The sequence below is a fragment of the Mycobacterium gastri genome (assembly GCF_002102175.1).
Taxonomy (GTDB): Bacteria; Actinomycetota; Actinomycetes; order Mycobacteriales; family Mycobacteriaceae; genus Mycobacterium; species Mycobacterium gastri.
In genome coordinates this window covers 18,378-41,862 of record NZ_LQOX01000101.1, presented here as the reverse complement: position 1 = coordinate 41,862, position 23,485 = coordinate 18,378, and the positions used below count along the sequence as shown (strand labels likewise).

20 protein-coding genes and 1 pseudogene are annotated in these 23,485 nt (G+C 67.3%); 10 read left to right on the top strand and 11 right to left on the bottom strand.

Features of this window, described 5'->3' with window-relative positions; translation table 11 throughout:
• The 3 genes from hsaC to hsaA are packed head-to-tail and all read right to left on the bottom strand — an operon-like array spanning window position 1 to window position 2,962.
• Window positions 1-903, bottom strand: a complete 903-nt coding sequence (gene hsaC, locus AWC07_RS11290; protein ID WP_036410061.1) for an iron-dependent extradiol dioxygenase HsaC — start codon at window positions 901-903, stop codon at window positions 1-3.
• Window positions 900-1,778 (bottom strand): 4,5:9,10-diseco-3-hydroxy-5,9,17-trioxoandrosta-1(10),2-diene-4-oate hydrolase, encoded by an 879-nt coding sequence (gene hsaD / locus AWC07_RS11285; RefSeq protein ID WP_036410062.1) that lies wholly within the window; start codon window positions 1,776-1,778, stop codon window positions 900-902. Before hsaD ends, hsaC begins: the two co-directional genes overlap by 4 nt.
• Window positions 1,778-2,962, bottom strand: a complete 1,185-nt coding sequence (hsaA, locus tag AWC07_RS11280) for a 3-hydroxy-9,10-secoandrosta-1,3,5(10)-triene-9,17-dione monooxygenase oxygenase subunit (protein WP_036406247.1) — start codon at window positions 2,960-2,962, stop codon at window positions 1,778-1,780. The genes hsaD and hsaA overlap by 1 nt, the downstream gene beginning before the upstream one ends.
• A gap of 166 nt (window positions 2,963-3,128) precedes the next feature.
• Between hsaA and AWC07_RS11275 the strand changes: the two genes are divergently transcribed.
• The 4 genes from AWC07_RS11275 to AWC07_RS11260 all read left to right on the top strand — a co-directional run bounded on the left by AWC07_RS11275 (window position 3,129) and on the right by AWC07_RS11260 (window position 7,313).
• Entirely contained in the window at window positions 3,129-4,205 is a 1,077-nt protein-coding gene (locus AWC07_RS11275; RefSeq protein ID WP_036406248.1) for a ferredoxin--NADP reductase, read from the top strand.
• Between the two features lie 39 nt (window positions 4,206-4,244).
• Window positions 4,245-4,787 (top strand): hypothetical protein, encoded by a 543-nt coding sequence (locus tag AWC07_RS11270; protein ID WP_036406250.1) that lies wholly within the window; start codon window positions 4,245-4,247, stop codon window positions 4,785-4,787.
• A 449-nt stretch (window positions 4,788-5,236) separates the two neighbouring features.
• Entirely contained in the window at window positions 5,237-5,848 is a 612-nt protein-coding gene (locus AWC07_RS11265; protein ID WP_036406252.1) for a TetR/AcrR family transcriptional regulator, read from the top strand.
• Between the two features lie 100 nt (window positions 5,849-5,948).
• A complete protein-coding gene (locus tag AWC07_RS11260; protein ID WP_036410063.1) occupies window positions 5,949-7,313 on the top strand; it encodes a flavin monoamine oxidase family protein in 1,365 nt (454 codons plus the stop codon).
• Between the two features lie 197 nt (window positions 7,314-7,510).
• Here the strand turns inward: AWC07_RS11260 and AWC07_RS11255 are convergent, their stop codons facing one another.
• The 4 genes from AWC07_RS11255 to AWC07_RS11240 form a co-directional block, all read right to left on the bottom strand.
• On the bottom strand, window positions 7,511-8,086 hold the full coding sequence (locus AWC07_RS11255) for a fasciclin domain-containing protein (RefSeq protein ID WP_036406253.1): 576 nt from the start codon (window positions 8,084-8,086) through the stop codon (window positions 7,511-7,513).
• A 108-nt stretch (window positions 8,087-8,194) separates the two neighbouring features.
• Window positions 8,195-9,949: a cytochrome c biogenesis protein DipZ gene (locus tag AWC07_RS11250; protein ID WP_036410064.1), complete on the bottom strand. Its 1,755-nt coding sequence runs from the start codon at window positions 9,947-9,949 to the stop codon at window positions 8,195-8,197.
• Window positions 9,950-10,050: 101 nt separating this feature from the next.
• A complete protein-coding gene (locus AWC07_RS11245) occupies window positions 10,051-10,716 on the bottom strand; it encodes a fasciclin domain-containing protein (protein WP_036410065.1) in 666 nt (221 codons plus the stop codon).
• 125 nt (window positions 10,717-10,841) lie between these two features.
• On the bottom strand, window positions 10,842-12,974 hold the full coding sequence (locus AWC07_RS11240) for an acyl-CoA dehydrogenase family protein (protein WP_036410066.1): 2,133 nt from the start codon (window positions 12,972-12,974) through the stop codon (window positions 10,842-10,844).
• 281 nt (window positions 12,975-13,255) lie between these two features.
• Between AWC07_RS11240 and kstR the strand changes: the two genes are divergently transcribed.
• The gene (gene kstR / locus AWC07_RS11235; RefSeq protein ID WP_167380059.1) at window positions 13,256-13,855 is read left to right on the top strand and encodes a cholesterol catabolism transcriptional regulator KstR; all 600 of its coding nucleotides are present in this window, start codon (window positions 13,256-13,258) and stop codon (window positions 13,853-13,855) included.
• A gap of 11 nt (window positions 13,856-13,866) precedes the next feature.
• Here the strand turns inward: kstR and AWC07_RS11230 are convergent, their stop codons facing one another.
• Window positions 13,867-14,946, bottom strand: a complete 1,080-nt coding sequence (locus AWC07_RS11230; RefSeq protein ID WP_036406258.1) for an Rv3575c family transcriptional regulator — start codon at window positions 14,944-14,946, stop codon at window positions 13,867-13,869.
• An 85-nt stretch (window positions 14,947-15,031) separates the two neighbouring features.
• Here AWC07_RS11230 and AWC07_RS11225 point away from each other — a divergent pair, with 85 nt between their 5' ends.
• The 5 genes from AWC07_RS11225 to AWC07_RS11205 all read left to right on the top strand — a co-directional run bounded on the left by AWC07_RS11225 (window position 15,032) and on the right by AWC07_RS11205 (window position 19,801).
• Window positions 15,032-15,229: a hypothetical protein gene (locus AWC07_RS11225; RefSeq protein WP_036406259.1), complete on the top strand. Its 198-nt coding sequence runs from the start codon at window positions 15,032-15,034 to the stop codon at window positions 15,227-15,229.
• Window positions 15,230-15,290: 61 nt separating this feature from the next.
• Window positions 15,291-16,049, top strand: a complete 759-nt coding sequence (locus AWC07_RS11220) for a LamB/YcsF family protein (protein WP_036406261.1) — start codon at window positions 15,291-15,293, stop codon at window positions 16,047-16,049.
• Window positions 16,049-16,969 (top strand): MBL fold metallo-hydrolase, encoded by a 921-nt coding sequence (locus tag AWC07_RS11215; protein ID WP_036406264.1) that lies wholly within the window; start codon window positions 16,049-16,051, stop codon window positions 16,967-16,969. The genes AWC07_RS11220 and AWC07_RS11215 overlap by 1 nt, the downstream gene beginning before the upstream one ends.
• A gap of 13 nt (window positions 16,970-16,982) precedes the next feature.
• Entirely contained in the window at window positions 16,983-18,224 is a 1,242-nt protein-coding gene (locus AWC07_RS11210) for an SLC13 family permease (protein WP_036406266.1), read from the top strand.
• 347 nt (window positions 18,225-18,571) lie between these two features.
• The gene (locus tag AWC07_RS11205) at window positions 18,572-19,801 is read left to right on the top strand and encodes a PE family protein (RefSeq protein ID WP_036409488.1); all 1,230 of its coding nucleotides are present in this window, start codon (window positions 18,572-18,574) and stop codon (window positions 19,799-19,801) included.
• Between the two features lie 553 nt (window positions 19,802-20,354).
• Here AWC07_RS11205 and AWC07_RS11195 read toward each other — a convergent pair.
• From AWC07_RS11195 to cysS, 3 genes and pseudogenes are all read right to left on the bottom strand, one after another.
• Window positions 20,355-21,107, bottom strand: a pseudogene (locus AWC07_RS11195) (glycerophosphodiester phosphodiesterase family protein); the annotation flags it as partial.
• Window position 21,108: 1 nt separating this feature from the next.
• The gene (rlmB, locus tag AWC07_RS11190) at window positions 21,109-22,041 is read right to left on the bottom strand and encodes a 23S rRNA (guanosine(2251)-2'-O)-methyltransferase RlmB (protein WP_036409490.1); all 933 of its coding nucleotides are present in this window, start codon (window positions 22,039-22,041) and stop codon (window positions 21,109-21,111) included.
• Window positions 22,042-23,448 (bottom strand): cysteine--tRNA ligase, encoded by a 1,407-nt coding sequence (gene cysS, locus AWC07_RS11185; RefSeq protein ID WP_085105070.1) that lies wholly within the window; start codon window positions 23,446-23,448, stop codon window positions 22,042-22,044.
• Between the last annotated feature and the right edge of the window lie 37 nt (window positions 23,449-23,485).

The following is a 23,485-nucleotide window of genomic DNA, read 5'->3' as shown; positions in this document are numbered from 1 at the left end:
CTAGCCCTGGGCACCGACCGTGAAGTCGTGCCCCCACAAACTGACCGCGGTGCTCTCCCGGGCGATCCACTCGTCGTCGTCGACTTGCCTTCCTTCGCAACCGAATTCGACGTCGAAACCGCCGGGGGTCTTCATATAGAAGGACAGCATCAGGTCGTTGACGTGTCGGCCCAGCGTCGCCGACATGGGTACCTTTCGGCGCAGCGCCCGATCCAGGCACAGGCCCACGTCGTCGGAGTTCTCCACCTCGACCATCAGGTGCACGATGCCAGACGGAGTCGGCAACGGAAGAAAGGCCAACGAATGGTGGCGCGGATTGCAGCCGAAGAAACGCAGCCAGGCCGGCGGACCGTCGGCCGACCGGCCGACCACCTGTGGCGGAAGCCGCATCGAGTCACGCAGCTTGAAGCCGAGCACGTCCCGGTAGAAGTGCAGCGCCTCGGCGTCGTCACGAGTGGTCAGCACCACGTGGCCCAAACCCTGCTCGCCGGTGACGAACTTGTGCCCGTACGGGCTGACGACCCGGCGGTGTTCCAGCGCGGCGCCGTGGAAGACGGCCAGCGGGTTGCCCGACGGGTCGGAGAACAGGATCATCTCGTCCACGCGCCGATCCGCCAGTTGGGCGGCGGTCGCTTCCTTGTACGGCGTGCCCTCCAAGTCGAGCCGATTGCGGACCTCCTGCAGCCCTGCGGCATTGGCGCATTCCCAACCGGCCTCCGCCAGCCGGTCCCGCTCACCCGGCACGATCACCAGCCGGGCGGGGAAGTCGTCCATCCGCAGATACAGCGCCCCCTCGACGCTGCCCTTGCCTTCGACCATGCCGAGCACTTTGAGACCGTACTCGCGCCAAGCGGCCATGTCGGTGGCCTCGATGCGCAGATAGCCCAGCGCCCGGATGCTCATCTGGCACCTCCTAAGAAATCGATCGTCAGCTTGTTGAACTCGTCGAACTTCTCCACCTGAGCCCAGTGTCCACACTGCCCGAACACGTGCAACTGGGCGCGCGGGATTGTCTTGAGGGCGACCAGCGCTCCGTCGAGTGGGTTGACCCGGTCCTCACGGCCCCAGATCAGCAACACCGGCTGGCGCAGCCGGTACACCTCGCGCCACATCATGCCCAGCTCGAAATCGGCCCCGGAGAACGACTTTCCCATCGCCCGTGTTGCCGCTAACGACTCCGGCGTGCTGGCCAGTTCGAAACGCTGGTCCACCAACTCCGGCGTGATCAGCTTCTGGTCGTAGACCATGACCCGCAGGAACGCCTCCAGGTTTTCCCGGGTGGGTTCGACCGAGAACTTCCCCAGCCGCTTCACTCCCTCGGTCGGGTCGGGCGCGAACAGGTTGATGCTCAGCCCGCCCGGGCCCATCAGCACCAGGCGTCCGGCCCGGTCGGGGTGATCGAGCGCGAACCGCACCGCGGTGCCGCCACCCAGCGAATTACCCACCAGTGGAACGCGACCCAGCCCAAGCTGGTCGAAGAGTCCCTTGAGCGCGGTCGCGGCATAGCGGTTGAACTGCCCGTGCTCGGCCCGCTTGTCGGAGTGGCCGTATCCGGGTTGATCGACGGCCAGCACGTGGAAATGCTTGGCCAGCACCGCGATATTGCGGGCGAAGTTCGTCCAGCTGGACGCGCCGGGACCGCCGCCGTGCAGCAACACCACCGTCTGGCCGTTGCCGACACCGGCCTCGTGATAGTGCAGCTTCAACGGTCCGTCAACGTTAACCTCGGCATAGCGCGACGTCGACTCGAAGGTGATTTCCTCAGTCGTTGCGGGCATCAGACCATAGTGTCGCCGGGCGGCAACCCGAACTCGTGGTTCCCGAAGATCACGTACGCCCGCTCCGGGTCGTTGGCCGCGTGCACCCGGCCGGCATGCGCGTCACGCCAAAAGCGTTGAATCGGAGCCTCGTTGGACAGCGCAGTGGCCCCGGACGCCTCGAAAAGCCGGTCGATCGAGGCGATCGACCGCCCGGTGGCGCGCACCTGGTCGCGCCGCGCCCGGGCCCGCAGCTCGAACGGAATCTCCTTGCCGGCGGACAGCAACGCGTACTCGTCGCCGACGTTGCCGCTCAGCTGGCGCCACGCCGCGTCGATGTCGCTGGCCGCCTCGGCGATGCGGACCTTGGCGAATGGGTCGTCCTTGGCCTTCTCCCCGGCGAACGCTGCTCGTACCCGCTTGCCCTGGTGCTCCACATGCGCGGCGTAAGCGCCGTAAGCCATGCCCACGATGGGCGCCGATATTGTAGTGGGATGCATTGTGCCCCAGGGCATTCTGTAGACAGGAGCGGTGTTGGTCTGCAGTCCGCCGGCGGTGTGGTCGTTCATCGCCTTGTAGGACAGGAACCGGTGCCGCGGCACGAAGACGTCCTTGACCACCAGCGTGTTGCTGCCGGTGCCCTTCAGGCCGACCACGTACCACACGTCGTTGATCTCGTATTCGGTGCGCGGGATCAAGAAGCTGCCGAAATCGACCGGTCGGCCATCCTTGATGACCGGGCCCCCGACGAACGTCCAGGTGGCGTGGTCGCAGCCGGACGACCAGTTCCACGACCCGTTGACCAGATAGCCGCCGTCGACCACCACTCCGGCGCCCATCGGGGCGTACGACGATGAGATCCGCACATTGGGGTCTTCGCCCCAGACCTCTTCCTGGGCCCGTTGGTCGAACTGCGCCAGATGCCAGTTGTGCACACCGATGATCGAGCTCACCCAGCCGGTGGAACCGCAGGCGCTGGCCAGCCGGCGGGTCGCCTCGAAGAACAGCGTGGGATCGCATTGCAGTCCGCCCCACTGCTGCGGCTGCAAGAGGGTGAAGAAACCGACTTCTTCGAGTGCCTTGACGGTTTCGTCGGGCAGCCGACGCAGATCTTCGGTCGCCTGAGCGCGCTCGCGGATCTGCGGAAGCAGATCATCGATGGCAGCCAACACCGCCTGCGCATCACGCTGTTGAATGGACGTCACTTACGTTTGCCTCCTGGGAGCGCGGCCTGTTCGACGACCGGAGTGGACTTAGGGAAAGACTAGAACACGTTCCGATTTGTGTCGAGCAGGGTATTCCTGCGGCTGGTAGCGGTGCGAATCCAGTTTTCTATAACATGTTCTAGTTGAGACACAGAGAGGCAGGGTATTGACCGAGGCAATCCCTGACGAACCACTGGGCAGCCACGTCCTGGAGCTGCAGATCGCCGACGTCGTCGCCGAAACCGACGAGGCGCGCTCGCTGGTGTTCGCGGTGCCCGACGGACCGGACGATCCGCAGATCCCGGCTGAGCGGCTGCGCTACGCACCGGGTCAGTTTCTGACCCTGCGTGTTCCCAGCGACCGCACCGGCTCGGTGGCACGCTGCTACTCGTTGTGCAGTTCGCCGTTCACCGACGACGCGCTGACCGTCACGGTCAAACGCACCGCGGAGGGATACGCGTCGAACTGGCTGTGCGACCACGCGCACCCCGGGATGCGGATTCACGTGTTGGCGCCGTCGGGCAACTTCGTGCCCAAGACGCTCGACGACGACTTTCTGCTGCTGGCCGCCGGCAGCGGCATCACACCGATCATGTCGATTTGCAAGTCGGCGCTGGCGCAAGGCGGCGGACAGGTGACACTGGTCTACGCCAACCGTGACGACCGCTCGGTGATCTTCGGCGAGGCGCTGCGCGAGCTGGCCGCCAAGTATCCCGACCGCCTCACCGTCGTGCACTGGCTCGAGTCGCTGCAAGGGCTGCCGAGCGCCACCGCGCTGGCCAAGCTGGCCGCCCCGTACACCGAACGTCCGGCCTACATCTGTGGGCCCGGCCCGTTCATGCAGGCGGCGCGAGACGCCCTGGAAATGCTGAAAGTGCCTGCCGCGCAAGTGCATCTCGAGGTGTTCAAGTCGCTGGATTCCGATCCGTTCGCGGCGGTGAAGATCGAGGACAGTGGCAGCGAGCCACCGGCCACCGCGGTGGTGGAACTCGACGGCGAAACCCACACGGTGTCCTGGCCGCGCAACGCCAAGCTGCTCGATGTGCTGCTGGCCGCCGGTCTCGATGCGCCGTTCTCCTGCCGGGAAGGCCACTGCGGCGCCTGCGCCTGCACACTGCGCGGCGGCAAAGTCAGGATGGAAGTCAACGACGTGCTGGAGCAGCAGGACCTCGACGACGGGCTGATTTTGGCCTGTCAATCTCATCCGGAATCTGATTCGGTAGAAGTGACCTACGACGAATAGTCGCGGGGGCTAGGTTTCATCCGGGCGGAAGGATGCGAGATGAAGCGGCTGCTGCCGGGTGCTCCGATGGTCGCGGCGATCGCCGGGGTGTTGCTGACCTTCGCGCCCGCCCCGCATTCGCCGGCGGCCAGCAACACGGCCACCACCCTGTTCCCGGTCGACGACACCACCCAGCTGGAGACACACACCTTTGTGAATTGCCACCCGAACGGCAGCTGTGACTTCGTCGCCGGCGCCGATTTGCGCACACCCGACGGCGTCACCGGGTTCCCGCCCGATCTGTGGGCCCGCCAAACCACCGAGATCCGGCCGACGAACCGGCTGACCTACCTGGACGCCCACGCCACCGGCCAGTTCGAGCGAGTGATGAAGGCCGGCGGCTCCGACGTGATCACCACCGTGTACTTCGGCGAAGGCCCACCGGACAAGTATCAGACGACCGGCGTCATCGACTCGACCAGTTGGTCGACCGGCCAACCGAGCACCAACGCCGGCGTCATCGTGTGCACCCACATCCAGGTCGTCTACACCGGCGTCAACCTCACCTCGCCCAGCACCTGCGCGCAGACAAACTTTTCGTAGCGCGGTAGACGCGCCGCGACGCCGCCGGTCCGCTGGGAGGGTCCGGCGCTGCCCGAACGGCGGTTTTCATTCTGCGCTCAGGGCGCCGAAATCGCAGCCCGCAGCACACTGGGCGCAGGCTGGACGCCCTGGATGCAGACTCGCGCCTCAAGCGCCTGGGAAACGACGGGCTGGCCAGCGGATCGCTGGGAGCAGCCGTAGCGGCGAGGCGTTGGCCGCCTCAGCGCTGACATACGCGCCTGCGCCCGCCATCCCCGGCCCACAATTCACCAATTCGTTTGGCGGGCAGCCAGATAACGCGATAGGCCAGGCAGCAGCTCGCCGACGTGCGGCAAGGTTAGCAGTCATGCTAGATACGTAGCGGTTTGCACCACCCGTAGATTGCGCTGGGTGGCCAGCAAGCGGCTACCGTGGCCCCATTCGGGATGATATCCGGGACGGGAGATTCGATGCCCTACGTCAAATCCGCTGTGCGCAGCAAGCAGGCAGTGGCTGCCGCGCGCGTCGTGCTGATGCGTGATGGGGTCGGCGGCACCACGATGCGCGCCGTGGCGGACGAAGCCGGCATACCGCTGGGGACGCTGCAATACGTCTTCCCGAGCAAGCAAGGCCTGCTGCGCGCGGTCATCGAGGATGTCGTGGAGGAGATTGCCGATCTCCTGAAGAGTTCGGCCGAGCTCGAAGCCGGGCTCGAACACGCGATCAGGTGCGGGTTGCGCAATTTCTGGGAAACGCTGGTCGCCGACCACCGCGATCTGCAACTCGTGCAGTACGAACTCGTCACCCACGCGCTGCGTACGCCCGGCTTGGAGGCGCTGCCGCGCTGGCAGTACGAGAGGTACACCGAGGTCGTTACGCAGTGGTGCCAGGAGGCAGCGACACGGGCCGGGGAGACATCCGCGCTTCCCTTCGATCGGCTCGCTCGCGTGCTGGTGGCCAGCATCGATGGGCTGGTCCTGCAGCATATCGCCAACCCGGACGTCAGGCGCTCCGCGCAGGACCTCGAGGCGATCATCGAGACAGTCACCGCGCTCGCCGCGGTCCGGTCGGCTTCGACCTAAACCAGACCTAAACCGCACTAAACCTTGTGGGCTCATGTCGCATGCTCTACTCTAAGCAGAACTAAGTCATACGACTGTATTAGTTGAAGGGGAATTTTCGATGACGGACGTGGATGTCGTTGTCGTCGGCGCCGGGCTCGCCGGGCTCTCGGCGGCTCGCAAGCTGGTGGCAGCGGGGATGACCGTGCGCGTCCTCGAGGCCCGTGATCGGGTGGCGGGCCGCAACTTTGGCGGGTTTCTGAGCAACGGCGTGCCGGTCGAGATGGGCGGCCAGTGGGTGGGGCCGAGCCAGCACGCCGTGCTCGAGCTGATCGACGAACTCGGACTGGAGACGTTCCCTACCTACGACACCGGCGACGCGATCTCGTTCTACGACGGACAGGTGGTCCGGTACTCCGACGCGACGTTCGGCCTCCCGGCCGACAGCCTGGCCGAAATCGGTCGCCTGTTGGAGGTTATCGAGACGCTCGCGGCCTCGATACCCACCTCGGCGCCCTGGCGAGCGGACGATGCGGCGGAGCTGGACCGGCAGAATTTCGACACCTGGCTGGCCGCGAATACGACTGACACCGTGGCACTTCGGTTCTTCCGGCTGATCGTGCCAACGCTGTTCTCCGCGGAAACACCTGAGCTTTCGTTATTGCACTTCCTGTTCTACATCCGGTCGGGCAACAATTTGGCGACCATGCTCGCCGTCACCGGAGGCGCACAGGAGAGCCGTGTCGTGGGTGGGACGCACCGGATCTCCGAGCGGATGGCCGAGGATCTTGCCGATCGGGTGCAACTTGGGGCGGTGGTACGCACGATCACCCAGGACGGGCAGGGTGTCATCGTCTCCTACGAGGACGCCAGCGCCGGCCAGACGGGCAAGCTCAGGGCTGGCCACGTCGTGGTCGCGATCCCGCCGACGCTGGCAGGCCGGATCCGTTACTTGCCGCCGCTGCCCGCCGCGCGCGACGGCCTTACCCAGCAGTTCCCGGCGGGGTCGGTGATCAAGTTCCAAATCGGCTACCAGACGCCGTTCTGGCGCGAGGCCGGTCTCAGCGGCTTCGTGACCAGCCTGGACGACGCGTTCAACGTCGTCCTGGACAACTCTCCTGCCGACGCTTCCTGCGGTGTGCTGGTCGGCTTCTTGGAGGGCGCGCACGCCCGCGAGGCGGCGGAGCTGCCGACCGAGCAGCGCCACAAGCTCGTGATCGATTCGCTGGTGAAGTATTTCGGGCCGCAAGCCGCTGAGCCGTTCGACATCGTCGAACAAGACTGGGCTGCAGAGGAATTCACGCGAGGTTGCTACGGTGGCCGTCTCGGTGCCGGCGCACTGACTCAGTATGGCAAGGCGCTGGCCGCGCCGGTCGGCCGCATCCACTGGGCCGGAGCGGAGACGGCCCAGGTGTGGAGTGGCTACATGGATGGCGCGATCACCTCGGGCCGCCGCGCTGCCGAGGAGATCCTCGCCGCTGTTTGAGAGTGCGCTTACTCAACCGACCGCAGCCACGGTGAACCGCAGGGGGTGGGGCCGAGCCGGGTTCGTGGCGGCTGGATCACCGTTGGATCACCGATCCGCTCAAGGGAATTGGAGGATTAGCCGGACCCCGGCCAGGAAGCGTCGAGTTCCTGGCCGGGGATCCCAGCTGCGGTGCTGGGCGGCTTGCTGCGGCGCAACTACGCCGGTGGCATCAACACGGTGTCGATCAGGTACACCGTCGCGTTGGCGGTGGGTACCCCGCCGCAGACCACGCCGGCGTTGTTGACGCTCAGGCTGTTGCCCTGGCCGTTGACCATGACGTTGGCTCCCTGCAGCGTCTTGTGCGGGCCGACCACCCTGGCCGGGCTCAGCTGACCTTGCACCACGTGGTAGGTCAGGATGCGGCTCAGCAGGTTTGAATCGGTCTTGAGCTGGTCGATCGTCGACGCCGGCAGCTTGCCGAACGCGGCATCGGTCGGCGCGAACACGGTGTACTGCCCATTGTTGAGCGTGTCGACCAGGTTCACCTGCGGGTTGAGCTTGCCGGACACCGCCGACGTCAGTGTCGTCAGCATCGGATTGTTGGAAGCCGCCACCGCCACCGGGACCTGCGACATGCCCTCCACCGATGCCGGGCCGCTGGGGTTGGCGGCCGCGTAATCCGCGCATCCCGGCCCGACCAAATCGGCCGCGCCGGCACTTGGCGCGGTGGCCACCGCCAGACCCACGACGGCCGCTGCCACCAAACCCGTTGCTGCAATTGAACTTTTCATCGCGTATCAGCTCCTTCAGTATTGTCGACGACGTTGTTGTGCCGTCTCATTCATGCCGGACATTGGTGATTCGGAGCCGCACCGGTCTCGGATTGCCGATTTCGGAAATCAGCCGTAGGTGAAGGAGTACACCTGCAGCCCTTTTCCGGGGCGCAGCTCCAGGGCGCCGCTGTCGATCCGGTCGCCGCCGACGATCTGGTGCGACGTCGGCGGTCCGCTGATCGGCACCGTGGTGGTCTGGCCGTTCCGGGTCACCGTGAGGGTTCCGGTGCCGCCGATGACGACGTAGACGTTCTTGGCGTGGTAGTTGAGTTTGATGCTCGACTCGTCGCTTTCGGCCGTCGCCCCTTGGTAGTCCAGGGACCATGGCCCGCGCAGTGCGAAGCTGTCAGCGGCCAGGGTTGGCGGATAGTCGAATGTCGCCGAGCCTTCGTCGTACTGACCGCCGCCGCCGTAGTTGACTACCTTGCCGACCCCGAAGTAGGTCTCGGGAGTGGTTTGTTGGCGCGGCGTGAGGTCGGTCGCGTCCACCGGCGCCGGGAGTTTCACCCCGGGGTCGGCATTGACGAGCAACTGCCTGATCAGGTTTTCGGTGACGTCGTAGTCGCCTTCGCCGAACTTGATGTGTCGCACGGCGCCGGTGGCGTCGATCAGATACTCCGCGGGCCAGTACCGGTTGCGGTAATTGGTCCAGCTGGAGTAGTTGTTGTCAAGCGCGACTGGGTATTTGATGTCCAGGTCGGCGGCGCCCTTGGCGACGTTGCCGGGCACCTTCTCGAACGCGTACTCCGGTGTGTGTACTCCGATGACCTCGAAACCCTGGTCCCGGTATGCGTTGTACCAGCCGACGACGTGCGGGATGGCCCGTTGGCAATTGATGCACGAGTAAGCCCAGAAGTCGACCAGGACCACCTTGCCGCGCAGCGATCGCAGGTCGAGGGGTCGGCCGCCGGGTGTGTTCAGCCAGCCGGCAATACCCCTGAGATCTGGTGCCGTGCCACAATTTTCGAGTTCTTTACCGCCGTTGCTGCAATTCGACAGCTGCGCGTTCTGGTCGTTGACGATGCCGCCGAGGTTGAGTTTCTGCCGGATCTGCTGATCACTGCCCAGCCTGTCCTGCAGCGAGCTCGTGTAGTCGGGAATGGCACGCTGCAGCACCGAGGGCAGGTTGAACACCAGCGCCACCGCGAGCAGGATCGTCACAATGCCCGCGGCGACCCGGATTTCCCGCTGCCGACGCCGAAAAGCACTCACCCGCTCGGCCACCCGCTGACCGGCCAGCGCGAAGAACAACAACGGCAGCGCGGCGCCGGCCGCGAAAGCCAGCGTGAGAACGACTGTGCCGACACCGATTTGCGCCGTCGCCCCGGCCACCACGATCGCGGCAAGCACCGGCCCCGCGCAGGGGACGTAGAGCACGCCCAACGCCAGCCCCAGACCGAAACCGTTGCGGCGGTTGCCGACCTGCTTTTGCGGGATCCGGGAGAACGGCCGTTCCAGCAGCTGCTCGACCCTGGGAAACATCAGGCCCAGCCCGATCGCGACCAGCGCAACCAGAGCGACCCAGCGAATCGCGTCCTGGGGCAGATGCAGCAGCGACAGCAACGCCGAGCCGGTCAAGGTGACCACGCTGAAGCTGAACACCAGGCCGCCGATCACCCGGTAGGGGCGCAACCTCTCCGACAGCCCCCGCCGCGGTTTCGTCGCCACCGCGACGTCGCCGCCAGAATCGTTATGCGCGGCCAACTCTGGGCCACCTCGCTGCGCGCCCACGAAGAATATCACCGGCAGGACCGGCAGAATGCAGGGTGATACGCCGGTGATGAGGCCCCCGACCAAGCCGATCAGCGCAAGTGTCAACATGTTTGGTATTCGGCGCTGATCCGCAATTGGATTGGTGCGAAGCGGCACAAACAAAAACAGCCCGGCCGCGGCCGGGCTGTTTTGGATAGAACTGGCAAAGCCTACTGGCTCGGCGGCATCAACACCGTGTCGATCATGTACACGGTCGCGTTGGCGGTGTGAACGCCACCGCATACCAGCCCCGCATCGTTGACCTTGAGGTCGTTACCTTGGCCGGTCACGGTCACGTTGGCCCCTTGCAGGGTCTTGTGGGTGCCGTCGATCTTGCCCGGGCTCGCCTGACCCTGCACCACGTGATAGGTCAGGATGCTGCGCAGCAACTGTGAGTCCGTCTTGAGCTGGTCGATCGTGGCCGCGGGCAGCTTATCGAAGGCCGCGTTGGTGGGTGCGAATACCGTGTACTGGCCGCTGTTGAGGGTGTCGACCAGGTTCACGTTCGGGTTCAGCTTGCCCGACAGCGCCGACGTGAGCGTCGTCAACATGGGGTTGTTCGACGCCGCGGTCGCCACCGGATCCTGCGCCATGCCGGCTACCGACCCCGGACCGCTGGGATTCTGCTTGGCGTACTCCGAGCAGCCCGCACCGATGAGGCCGGCTGCCGGATCGGCCATCGCCGACGTCGACGCGGGCGCCGCCATGCTGGTCGGCGCGCTGCTGCTCGTCGATGGCCCACTGGCCGACTTGTTGCTCGAACAAGCCGCGAAACCCCCGATTGCGATCGCCGCGAGGCTTGTCGCCGCGATTGTTCTGGCCCAAGCGTTGATCATGTGCGTTTCGACTCCTTCGTCACCAGACGGCCGTGTGCCGCTCCTGTCGGACATAAGCCATTCGGAGACACGGGCACCGCGGATGGGTGCGATGGATGCCAGATCCGCGAACCGGCGACGACTACCTAACGCGGCAGGCCAAGCAGCCGCTCGGCGGCCAGCGTGAGCAGTATCTGCTCGGTACCGCCGGCGATGGTGAGGCAGCGAGTGTTGAGGAAGTCGTATACCGCTTGGTCTTCCACCAGGCCGCCGCCCTCGGACACGTCCATCATGAATTCGGCCAGCGCTTGGCGGTAGCGGACCCCGATGAGTTTGCGCACGCTGGATTGCGCGCCCGGATCCTGTCCGCCGACGGCCAGCTGGGCGATGCGCTGATCCAGCAGCGCACCACATTGAGCAATGACGATCAACCTCGCCAGCCGATCCTGCTGGGCGACGTCGGGCTCCGTCTCGGCCAGCACCTCGAGCAGCTTCTCCATGGGGTTACCGAGCGCGGTACCGGTGGCCATCGCCACCCGCTCGTTGGCCAGCGTGGTGCGCGCCAGCCGCCAGCCGTCGTTGACCGCGCCGACCACCATCTCGTCGGGCACGAACACGCTGTCCAGAAAGACCTCGTTGAACAGCGCGTCGCCGGTGATCTCGCGCAGCGGCCGGATCTCGATCCCGGGTGACGTCATGTCCACCAGAAAGTAGGTGATGCCCTTGTGCTTTGGAGCGTCCGGGTCGGTGCGCGCCAGGCACACCCCCCACCTGGCCAGGTGCGCCTTGGACGTCCACACCTTCTGCCCGGTCAGCAGCCAACCACCTTCGGTGCGAACCGCCTTGGTGCGCAGCGACGCCAGGTCCGACCCGGCGCACGGTTCGGAAAATAGCTGGCACCAAAGGAATTCACCGCGCAGGGTGGCCGGCACGAAACGCTCGATTTGTTCGGGCGTGCCGTGCTCGAGAATGGTCGGCGCCGCCCACCAGCCGATCACCAAATCCGGCCGCACCACACCGGCCGACGCCAGCTCCTGATCGATCAGCAACTGCTCGGCCGCGGATGCGCCGCGCCCATACGGCGGCGGCCAGTGTGGGGCCAACAGCCCGGCATCGGCCAGGGCAGGCTGCCGCTTCTCTTCCGGCAACGCCGCGACTTCGGCTACCGCGGCGGCGATCGCGGGTTGCAGCTCCTGCACCCCGGTCAGGTCGATAGTCAGCCGGCGGCGAACGCCGTCGCGGGTGAGCGCGCCAATGCGGCGCAGCCAGCGCTCGGCGCCGCCGAGAAACCGGCCGTTGGCGTGGGCCCGGCGCAGGTACAAGTGCGCATCATGCTCCCAGGTGCAGCCGATGCCGCCGAGCACCTGGATGCAGTCTTTGACGTTGGCTTTGGCGGCGGCGATACCGAGGCCGGCGGCCACGGCAGCCGCGATAGCGAACTGACGGTCGTCGGAATCCCCCGCGGCCCGGGCCGCGTCGGCGGCGGCCACCTCGGCCTGCTCGGCGCGGCACAGCATCTCCGCACACAGGTGTTTGACGGCCTGGAAGCTGCCGATCGGCTTGCCGAACTGCTCACGGACCTTGGCGTAGGCCACCGCGGTGTCCAGCGCCCAGCGGGTCACTCCGGCGGCCTCGGCGGCCAGCAGGGTGGCGGCCAGGTTCTCGACGCGCTCCCGGGAATCGGCGATCGCGGTGGCCGGCGCCACCGGCGCCGAAGTCAACACCACTTTCGCCAACGGCCGCGAAAAATCGGTGGCCCGCAACGGCTCCAGCGCCACGCCGTCGCCGGCGGTATCGACCAGCAGCCACCTGCCCTCGGCCGGCAACAGCAGCACGGCGCCGGCGACGGCGCCCAGTGCCCACGGAACGGTGCCCGATACTCGTCGGGTCTGGGCGTCGAACCGCACATCGCCTTCCAGCGCGAGCCCGGCGACACGTTCGCCGGAGGTCAGTGCGGTCAGCAATTCGGGATCCGGCACCACCAGGCTGGCCAGCGCGGTGGTCACCACCGGCCCCGGCACCAAAGCCGTGGCGGCCTCTTCGACCATGGCGCACAGGTCCTCGATGCTGCCGCCGGCACCGCCGCGATCCTCTGGGACGGCAACACCGAACAATCCCAATTCGGCCAGGCCCGCGAACACCGGTCGCCAGGCGTCCGGATTGCCTTGCTCGATGGCGCGGCTCGCCGCCGTCGCAGCCGCTCCGGAGGCCGAAGTGCGAGCCCAGTCGCGCACCAACTCGCGAGCCGCGCATTGTTCGTCGGTGCCGGTCGCTACCACCTTCAGCCCTTCCCGTGGGGAAATTCACCTGGCCGGAAACGTCCGAGGAACATTCAAAGCCACTAGAACGTGTTCTAATAGTGAAAATGATCAACCGTCAAGTCGACCACCATTAGGCCAGTACACGACGTTGTCCCCGCGACCGGGAGGTGGGAAATTCACGCACAGCATGCGTATCGTTTGGCGACGAACCGCCCGGGAGAGGAGTTGCGCGTTACATGTCTGCAGCGAACCCGAGTCCGAGCCGCGTTTCTGACGCTCAGCCGCGCGAGGTCATGAACGTGGCGGTATTGGCTGAGTCCGAGTTGGGTTCGGAGGCACAGCGAGAGCGTCGCAAGCGCATCCTGGATGCCACCATGGCCATCGCCTCGAAGGGCGGTTACGAGGCGGTGCAGATGCGCGCGGTGGCCGATCGGGCCGATGTCGCGGTCGGCACACTGTACCGGTACTTCCCGTCGAAGGTGCATCTGCTGGTGTCGGCGCTGGGCCGCGAGTTCACCCGCATCGACGCCAAGACCGACCGCTCCGCGCTGGCCGGCGGCACTCCGTTTCAGCGGCTGAATTTCATGGTCGGCAAGCTCAATCGCGCGATGCAGCGCAATCCCTTGCTCACCGAGGCGATGACGCGTGCCTACGTGTTCGCCGACGCGTCGGCGGCCAGCGAGGTCGACCACGTGGAGAAGCTGATCGACAGCATGTTCGCCCGCGCCATGGCCGACGGCGAACCGACCGAAGACCAGTACCACATCGCCCGGGTGATCTCGGATGTGTGGTTGTCAAATCTGCTCGCGTGGCTGACCCGTCGCGCGTCGGCCACCGACGTCAGCAAGCGGCTGGACCTCGCCGTGCGTTTGTTGCTCGGTGGCCAGGAGAGTGCCTAACTAAGCTAAGCCTAAGTGGGTGGCCCGGAGGTTCGGCCCCGGATCAGCTCGGTAGCGAGCAGCTCGACGACGGGCAGACCGGACCGCGGCGGCCGATGCAGCAGTTCACCGGCCCGTCGGCCCTTCTGCAGACTCGGCTGCGACACCGTGGTGAGCCCGCGGCTGATCGCTTCCGGCACGCCGTCGAACCCCGTCACGGTCATCTGACCTGGCACGTAAATGCCGTGTCCGCGAAGGTAATCCATGGCCGAGAGCGCCAAAATATCCGCGGTGCACATCAGCGCGGTGATCCGCGGATTGGCCGTCAGCGCCACCTTGGCGGCAGCGCCGCCCGACGTCGGCAGGTGCTCGTAGCTTTCCACCACGGTCAGCGAATCCGGGTCGACGCCGGCGGCCGTCATCGCATCCCAGACGCCGATGATGCGCTCGCGCTGCACGTCGAAAGCCGGCGACTTCAGCCGCTCCGCGTCGACCAGGCCCTGGCGCCGGTCATGACCCAGCCGCATGGTCAGCAGCCCGATGTGGCGATGCCCCAACCCGAGCACATAGTCGGCGACCTTTCGCATCGCCGCCCGGTCGTCAATGCCGACCCGGGACACTCCCGGCAGGTCCTTCGGCTGGTCGACCACCACAACCGGCAACCGCCGCTGCAGAACCACCTGCAGGTAAGGATCGTCGTGGCACACCGAATACACGACGAAGCCGTCCACCCCGGCGTTGAGCACGGCGGTCATGCCGTCCTCCAGGCTGCGGCTGGCGCCGACGGCTACCAGCAGCAGGCCCTGCCCCGGCTCCTCGCACGATTGCGCCACCCCCGCCACGAAATCGCGCGCCGCCGGGTCGCTGAAGAAGTAGGTCAGCGGCTCGGCCATCACCAAGCCGACGGCTCCCGCTTTGCGGGTCCGCAGGGATCGCGCCACCGGGTCGGGTCCGGCGTAACCCATCCGCTTGGCCGTGGCCAGTACCCGCTCCCGCAGTTCGGCGGAAAGCTGATCCGGTCGGTTGAACGCATTCGAAATGGTGCTGCGCGACACCTTGAGCTCAGCAGCCAGCGACGCCAGAGTCGCCCGACGGCGAGGTGTGGGGCCCACGTTCGGTGAGGCTACAGCGGCTCCGTCGGAGCGGCTACGCCGCCGTTACGCCGAGTGCTCGCGCGGCCTCGACGTCCCGGCCTTTATGCTGGTCGCACCTGGTCCCGAGGCGGTCGGCACGGTGCCGGCGCAGCCCGGTTCAGGCGTCGCAAGGTTCGCGAGGGGGAGAAGACAGTGCGCCGCGCTCGACGAGCTGCTGTTCGGCGTGAGCCAGGTCAACACCGAGCTGGGTGCGACGTCGATGAAGGTGTGGTACCGGGCCAAGGCGGCCGCTCGGCACTGACCGGGCCTCGCCGGCCATCCTGGCGATCGGAACCCGCGGCATCCCGCAATAAGCTGGGCAGGTGGCTTCCATCGACCTCAACGCCGACCTCGGTGAAGGATTCGGCGCCTGGCAGCTGGGTGACGACGACGCCATGCTCGAGATCGTCACCAGCGCCAATGTGGCGTGCGGCTTCCACGCCGGAGACCCGGCCGGACTGCTGCGGGTCTGCCGGTCGGCCGCCGAGCGCGGCGTACGGATCGGAGCCCAGGTCGGCTATCGCGACCTGTCGGGCTTCGGCAGGCGCTTCATCGACGTCGATCCCGAGGATCTGCTTGCCGAAGTCGTGTATCAGATCGGTGCGCTGCAGGCCATCGCCCAGGCCAGCGGCTCAACGGTGTCCCATGTCAAACCCCATGGCGCCCTGTACAACACGATCGTGACGCACCGCGAGCAGGCGGCTGCCGTGGCGGCGGCGGTGCGCATGGTCGACCCGGCGCTGCCGGTGCTGGGCATGATGGGTTCGGTGTTTTTCGAAGAGGCTAGCCGCCTCGGCCTGCGCACGGTTGCCGAGGCGTTCGCCGATCGTGCCTACCGGCCCGACGGGCAGCTGCTATCCCGCCGTGAACCGGGTGCGGTATTGGACGATGCCGCAGCAATCGCGGAGCGCGTGGTGACCATGGTGACCACCGGCGAAGTCACCGCCGTCGACGGCGCCCACGTGCCCATTATCGTGGAATCGATTTGCGTGCACGGGGATTCGCCAGGGGCGGTGCAGATTGCGACCGCGGTGCGGGATCGGTTGGCGGCCTCCGGCGCTGAGATCAAGGCGTTCTGCTGATGCGGCTGAAACTCGGTCGTCCCGACCTTGCCCGCTATTCCAGCCGGTTCAGTGTGCCTGCGGCCCAACCGGATTCGCCGTTGTCGGTGCTGTGGATGGGCGTGAGCACGCTGCTGCTCGACGACGGCTCGTCGGCGTTGATGACCGACGGCTACTTCTCCCGGCCCAGCCTGGCGCAGGTGGCCGCGGCCAAGGTGTCGCCGTCGCCGGCGCGGGTGGACGGCTGCCTGGCCCGCGCGAAGGTGTCGCGGCTCGCGGCCGTCATCCCGGTGCACACCCACATCGACCACGCGATGGATTCCGCACTCGTGGCCGACCGCACCGGCGCGCAACTGGTCGGGGGCGAGTCGGCGGCCAACATCGGGCGCGGCTTCGGGCTGGCCGAAGACCGGCTGGTGATCGCGGTCCCCGGCCAGCCGATCGAGTTGGGCGCCTACGACGTCACGCTGGTGGAGTCGCACCACTGCCCGCCGGACCGATTTCCCGGGGTGATCGACGCACCGGTGGTACCGCCGGTGCGGGCGTCGGCCTATCGCTGCGGCGAGGCATGGTCGACGCTGGTGCACCACCGCCCTTCGGGCCGGCGGCTGGTGATCCAGGGCAGCGCCGGTTTCGTCAAGGGCGCACTGGACGGGTACCGGGCCGAGGTCGTCTACCTCGGTGTCGGCCAGTTGGGCCTGCAACCGCGGTCCTATCTGGTCGACTACTGGACCGAGGTGGTGCGCGCGGTCGGCGCCCGACGGGTGATCCTGGTCCACTGGGACGACTTCTTCCGTCCGCTGTCAAAACCATTGCGCGCCATACCGTATGCGGCCGACGACCTGGACGTGTCGATGCGCATCCTCGATGAGCTGGCCGCCGCAGACGGCATCTCGTTACAGCTGCCGACGGTGTGGCGGCGCGAGGACCCGTGGGAGTGAAGAGCTCTACGTCTTGACCCTCGTCGTTGCGCTGTTGCTGCTTGCTGTGGTCCTCGGTTTCGCGGTCGCCCGTTCGCGCGGTTGGCCCGAGGCGCTGGCGGCGGTGCCGGCGGCCGTCGTCCTGATCGGGATCGGCGCGATTTCGCTCCAGCAGGCGGCCGCGCAGGTGGCTGGGCTGGCACGGGTAGTCGCATTCCTGGGTGCCGTACTGGTACTGGCCAAGCTGTGCGACGACGAGGGCCTGTTCGAGGCCGCAGGTGCGGCGATGGCGCGGGCCAGCGACGGGTCGGGCGGGCTGCTGCGGCAGGTGTTCGTCATTGCCGCCGTCATCACCGCGGTGCTCAGCCTGGATGCCACCGTGGTGTTGCTGACCCCGGTAGTGCTGGCGGTCGTGCGGCGGCTGCGATTGCCGGTGCGCCCGTACGCCTACGCCACCGCGCACCTGGCCAATGCCGCGTCGCTGCTGCTTCCGGTGTCGAACCTGACCAATCTGCTCGCCTACCACGTCGCCGGGATCTCGTTCATCAAGTTCACGCTGGTGATGGGGCTGCCGTGGCTGGCCGCGGTGGCGGCGGTCTACGTGGTGTTCCGGTGGTTCTTCGCCCCGGACCTGCGCGTGGCGCCCGACCCCGAGCAACTCGGGCCGCCGCCGCGGCCGCCGGTGTTCGTGTTGGTGGTGGTGGCGCTGACCCTGGCCGGGTTCGTGATCGCCGAGGCGGCGGGGGTGGCGCCGGCCTGGGCCGCAGCGGCCGGCGCGTCGCTACTGGCGCTGCGCAGCCTCGCCCGTGGCCACACGTCGGTGACGGAGATCGTGCGCTCGGCGAACGTGGCGTTCCTGGTCTTCGTGCTGGCGCTGGGCGTCGTCGTGCAGGCGGTCATGCTCAACGGAGTGGATATCGCCATGTCCACGGTGCTGCCGTCGGGACCCGGGCTGCCGGCCCTGCTCGGTATCGCGGTGGTGGCCGCCGCGCTGGCCAACCTGGTCAACAACCTTCCGGCGACCCTGGTGTTGCTGCCGCTGGTCGCGGCCAACGGGCCGGCCGCGGTGCTGGCGGTATTGATCGGCGTCAATATCGGCCCCAACCTGACCTACGTCGGCTCACTGTCCAACTTGCTGTGGCGGCGGGTGTTGCGCCGGCACAACGTCGAAGCCGGCATCGGCGAATACACCCGCCTGGGTCTGTGCACGGTACCCACGGCGCTAGTGGCGGCGGTGGTTGCGCTGTGGGCGAGCGTGCAGCTACTGGGCACCTAACGGCGCGAGCAATAGCAAAATCGGCCCCCGTCAGGCGGGTGCGACCGAAGTTCTCTGATGCGGCTCGGCAACACTGGATAGCCGTAATCATGTCGTCACCTTCGCCCGGGCCGCCGCCGGGCAATGTCTTGGGAAAGCTCCGTCGCTCCCCGGTCAATGTCGGATCGGCGCTGGCGGCACCAAGGACCAGCCCGTGCCTGGATGCCCCCGGCGATCCCAGTTGGTGCCTGCCCAGACCTTTTCGGGCCAGTTCAGCCAGAACCAGGGGTGCGGTGGGAGGGATCCCGATATCGTCTCCACTTGACGACCGGCGAGGGCTGGCCTGGTGATTAAACAGGAGGTGCCAGATGTCGTTTGTAATCGCGACTCCGCAGGTATTGACGGCGGCGGTCGATGACTTGGCCGGTATCGGCTCGGCGATCAGCGCGGCCGACGCGGCCGCGGCGGCTTCCACCACACGGCTGCTACCCGCCGCCGCCGATGAGGTGTCGGTGGCCATTGCGGCATTCTTTGGGACGCACGCGGAGGCCTATCAGGCACTTAGCGCCCAAGCGGCGGCGTTTCACCAGCAGTTCGTGGCGGCCTTGAATGCGGGTGCGGGGTCGTATGCGGCCGCCGAGGCCGCCAATGCGTCGCCGTTGCAGACCCTCCAGGAGGACGTGCTGGGGCTGATCAACGCGCCCACTAACTTCTTGTTTGGGCGCCCGCTGATCGGCGACGGCGCCAACGGGCGGACCGTCGGTGGCGTGGGGCAGCCCGGCGGTGTGGGCGGGATCTTGATCGGCAACGGCGGCAACGGCGGCGCGAGCACCACGCCCGGAGTAGCTGGTGGCGCCGGCGGGGCCGCGGGGCTGATCGGCAACGGGGGCACCGGCGGCACCGGCGGCAATGGTGCCGGCGTAGGCGCCGGCGGAGCCGGCGGCGCAGGCGGCGCTGGCGGGTGGCTGTATGGCAGCGGCGGCGCCGGCGGAGGCGGCGGCAACGGGGGCGGCGGCTTACCCGGCGGCACCGGCGGCGCGGGTGGAAACGCGTGGTTGTTCGGCGCCGGCGGCAACGGCGGCGGCGGCGGCGGCGGCCAGTCCGCCGGCGGCATGGGCGGCGCCGGCGGCAACGGCGGGTTGCTGATCGGCAACGGCGGCGCCGGCGGTGGTGGCGGTGGTGGCGGCGGCGGCGCTCCTCTTGGTGGTGGCGGCGGCGGCGGCGGCAGCGGCGCCAGCGGCGCCGACGGCACCGGTGGTAACCCCGGCGTCGGTGGTGCCGGCGGCGGCATCGGCGGCGGTGCCGCCGGCGGCAACAGCATGGCCGCCGGCGGCGCCGGCAGTGGCGCCGGCGGCACGGCCGGCCTCGTCGGCGCATCCAACGGTGGCAACGGCGGAGCCGCGTTCGGCCGGAACGGCGGCCTCGGCGGTGCCGGCGGTGGCGGCGGCGGCGGCGGATTCGCCGGCGGTGCCGGCGGTGCCGGCGGGACCGGTGGCTGGCTGTTCAGCACCGGCGGCGGCGGCGGCGGTGGCGGCGGCGGCGGCTCCGGCGGCGGTGGCGCCGGGGGCGCCCATCTAGCCGGCTTATTTGGGCTGTAGCCAGCGCCCACCGGGTTTCTCAACACCCCAAAATGCCTTCTGAACTGCGCTATTAACGATTGCTGTCGTCGTTATTGAATCAGCGTTCTCAAACCACCTTGCTGTACCGCGGCTACGTTTCGGTGCCGGCCCAGTCTCGGCACCCCAACCGGGTCGCCGTTGGGTAGCGCGGCCACCTGCCGGCGCAGCCCGACCGACAACCGAACCCCGCTGCCGCCCGGCCTCGCCGAGCGCTGCCTGTGCGGGCCCCGACTAGCTGCTGGCGCGCGATCTACTGTCAAGCCCAACAGCGCCACCGGCCCCGACCCTGAGTATGCCGAGGTGTCGATGCTGGCGCTGCATCTGCTGCAGTCGGCGCTGGTGCACATCAACACACCTCTGCTGCAAGCGGTTCTGGAGGTTCCGGAATTCCACGACCTGATCGGCGAGGATGAACGCCGCGCCCTCATACCGTTGTTTTGGTCGAAGATCAACCCTTACAGGCGGGTTCCGCCTCGACATGGGCACCCGATTGGATCTCTGCGCTGAAGGCTCCGCGGAGCCACCCGGAGTCTGTGCTGTAGCCACGGGCTATCGCTACGTCCGAAAGGGGGATCGCCAGCACGTCGCGCAACAGCGCTGGATAGCCGGTGATGACGCCGTCGACGCCATAGGCGATCTGCTCCCACATGGCATCGGCGTCGTTGACGGTCCACGGAATGACCTTGAGCCCCAACAAATGTGCTCGATCGACAAATGCGTTGCCGGCAACCAGCGCGTACCTGGGAGAAAGAATGCTCGCACCCACCAGCATCGCCCCGATCATCGGGTCGCCAACTACGGCCGGGTTGATACCCGCCAGCCATGGCGAATCGGGTACCCAAGTCTGCTCGTTCCACAAGGCTACCAACAGGATCGACGGCTCGGCCTGGTGCACCATCGGCAGCGTGCGCCAATCGAAGCTCTGAATTTCCACGCGGTCGACCTTGCCCGCGGACCTGACCGCTGCCAGCACCACGTCGACGAATTCTTGCGGGCCTGCCGATGCGCCCGGATGGTCGGCTTGCACCTTGGTTTCGATGTTGTAGCGCACATCAGCGCGGTATGAGTCGGTGAGCGCAAAAACATCCGGCAAGGTGGCTATCTTGTTGCCCCACACCATTTCAGCCCGGGGAAACTCGCTGCTCGGCTTGCCTCCGGTCGTCTCGCCGCGACCACCGGAGTGTGCCTGCAGGTCGAAGCCGGGCCATTGCGCGAACGCCGTCGGCAGCGGAGCGAGAACCGCGGCAGCCGGGGGCAGCACCGCAGCACCGACGCGGGAACGCAAGTTACCGCCTTCGCTGGCGCGCGATTTCGGCGAGCACCACGCCGGCGGCCACCGAGGCATTCAGCGACTCCGCATGCCCGGCCATCGGGATGGACACCACCTCGTCACAGTTCTGCCGCACCAGCCGCGACAGCCCTTTGCCCTCGGAGCCGACGACCACCACCAACGGGTCGCTACCGTCCAGGTCGTCGACGGCGGTCTCACCGGCGGCATCCAGCCCGATCACCCGTAGCCCGCGGTCGGCCCAATCCTTCAGCGTCCTGGTGAGATTGGTCGCCCGAGCCACCGGAATACGGGCGGCCGCGCCTGCACTGGTACGCCATGCGACCGCCGTTACCGACGCCGATCTGCGCTGCGGGATCAGCACACCGTGACCACCGAACGCCGCCACCGAGCGCACGATCGCGCCGAGGTTGCGCGGGTCGGAAATGTTGTCCAGCGCCACCAACAACGCCGGCGGCGTGTCCATGGCGGCCGCGACCAGATCGTCAGGGTGGGCGTAAACGTACGGCAGCACCTGCAAAGCGATGCCCTGATGCAGGTGGTTGGCCGTCATCCGGTCCAGATCGGCACGCGGAACTTCGAGGATCGAGACCCCGGAATCGGCTGCCCGAGAGACGGATTCATTGAGACGCTCGTCGGCTTCGGCGCCGAGCGCGACGTACAACGCGGTGGCAGGCACTCCGGCGCGCAGGCATTCCAGCACGGGGTTACGGCCAAGCACCGTCTCGGCTTCGTCGATGCGACTCCGCGCCGGGCGGCGCGGAGTCGCCTTGGCCCGTTTGGCGGCGGGATGGTTGGGCCGCAGGTGTGCCGGCGGGGTGGGACCGCGGCCCTCCAGGCCCCGGCGGCGCTGCCCGCCCGACCCGACAGGGGCGCTTTTCTTGGTGCCGGATTTGCGTACCGCCCCGCGGCGCCGCGAGTTGCCGGCCATTTACTTGCCGTCACCGCCCAGCGTCCACTGTGGCCCGTCGGCAGTATCGGTGACCTCGATGCCGGCGTGCTTGAGGCGATCCCGAATCTGGTCGGCAAGCGCCCAGTTACGCTGCTCGCGCGCCTTCTCGCGGTTTTCCAGCTCGGCCTGTACCAGCACGTCGACAGCCGCCAGGGCAGCCGTTGTCTCGTCACGCGATTCCCAGCGTTCGTCGAGCGGGTCGCAGCCCAGGATGCCCATCATCGTGCGGATCGAACCGGCGCTTCGCAATGCGCCTTCATGGTCACCGGCGTCGAGTGCCCGGTTGCCTTCCGCGCGGGCGTGGTGAATTTCGGCCAGCGCGATCGGAACCGACAGATCGTCGTCCAGCGCCTCGGCGAAACGCGGCGTCCATTCGCCGGGCAGGACGGCACCCACTCGGCTGCGCACCCGGTGCAGGAAATCCTCAACTCCGACATAGGCTTTGACAGCGTCCTGGAGGGCGGTGTCGGAAAACTCGAGCATCGAGCGGTAGTGCGCGCTGCCCAGGTAGTAGCGCAGCTCGGGCGGCCGGACCCGCTGCAACATCGCCGGTATGGCCAGCACATTGCCCAACGACTTGCTCATTTTTTCCCCGCCCATCGTCACCCAGCCGTTATGCAGCCAGTAGCGGGCGAACCCGTCGTCGGCGGCGCGGCTCTGCGCGATCTCGTTCTCGTGATGCGGGAAGATCAAATCCATACCGCCGCAATGGATGTCGAACTCAGACCCCAAGTAGGTACGGGCCATTGCCGAGCATTCCAGGTGCCAGCCGGGCCGGCCCCGGCCCCAGGGTGTCGGCCAGGACGGCTCGCCGGGCTTTTCGCCCTTCCACAGGGTGAAGTCGCGCTGGTCGCGTTTGCCCGCGGCCACCCCTTCGCCCTGGTGGACGTCGTCGATCTTGTGTCCGGACAGCTGGCCGTAATCCAGGTAGCTGAGCACGTCGAAGTAGACGTCCCCGTCGCCGGTATAGGCATGGCCCGTTTCAATCAGACGTTGGATCAATTCGATCATCTGGGTGATGTGCCCGGTGGCGCGCGGTTCCGCGGACGGCGGCATGACATCCAGGGCGTCGTAGGCGGCGGTGAACGCCCGTTCGTAGGTGGCCGCCCATTCCCACCACGGTCGGCCCGCGGCGGCGGCCTTGTTCAAGATCTTGTCGTCGATGTCGGTCACGTTGCGGATGAACGCGACGTCGAAGCCTCGTGCGATCAGCCAGCGCCGCAGGATGTCGAATGCCACCCCGCTGCGGACATGCCCGATGTGCGGCAGTCCTTGAACGGTGGCGCCGCACAGATAGATCGAAACGTGTCCGTCGCGCAGCGGCACAAAATCGCGCACGGCGCCGGCCGCCGTGTCATGGAGCCGCAAGCGGGCGCGATCGGTCACGACGTGCCAGCTTACTGCCTACAACCGCGACGGCCGC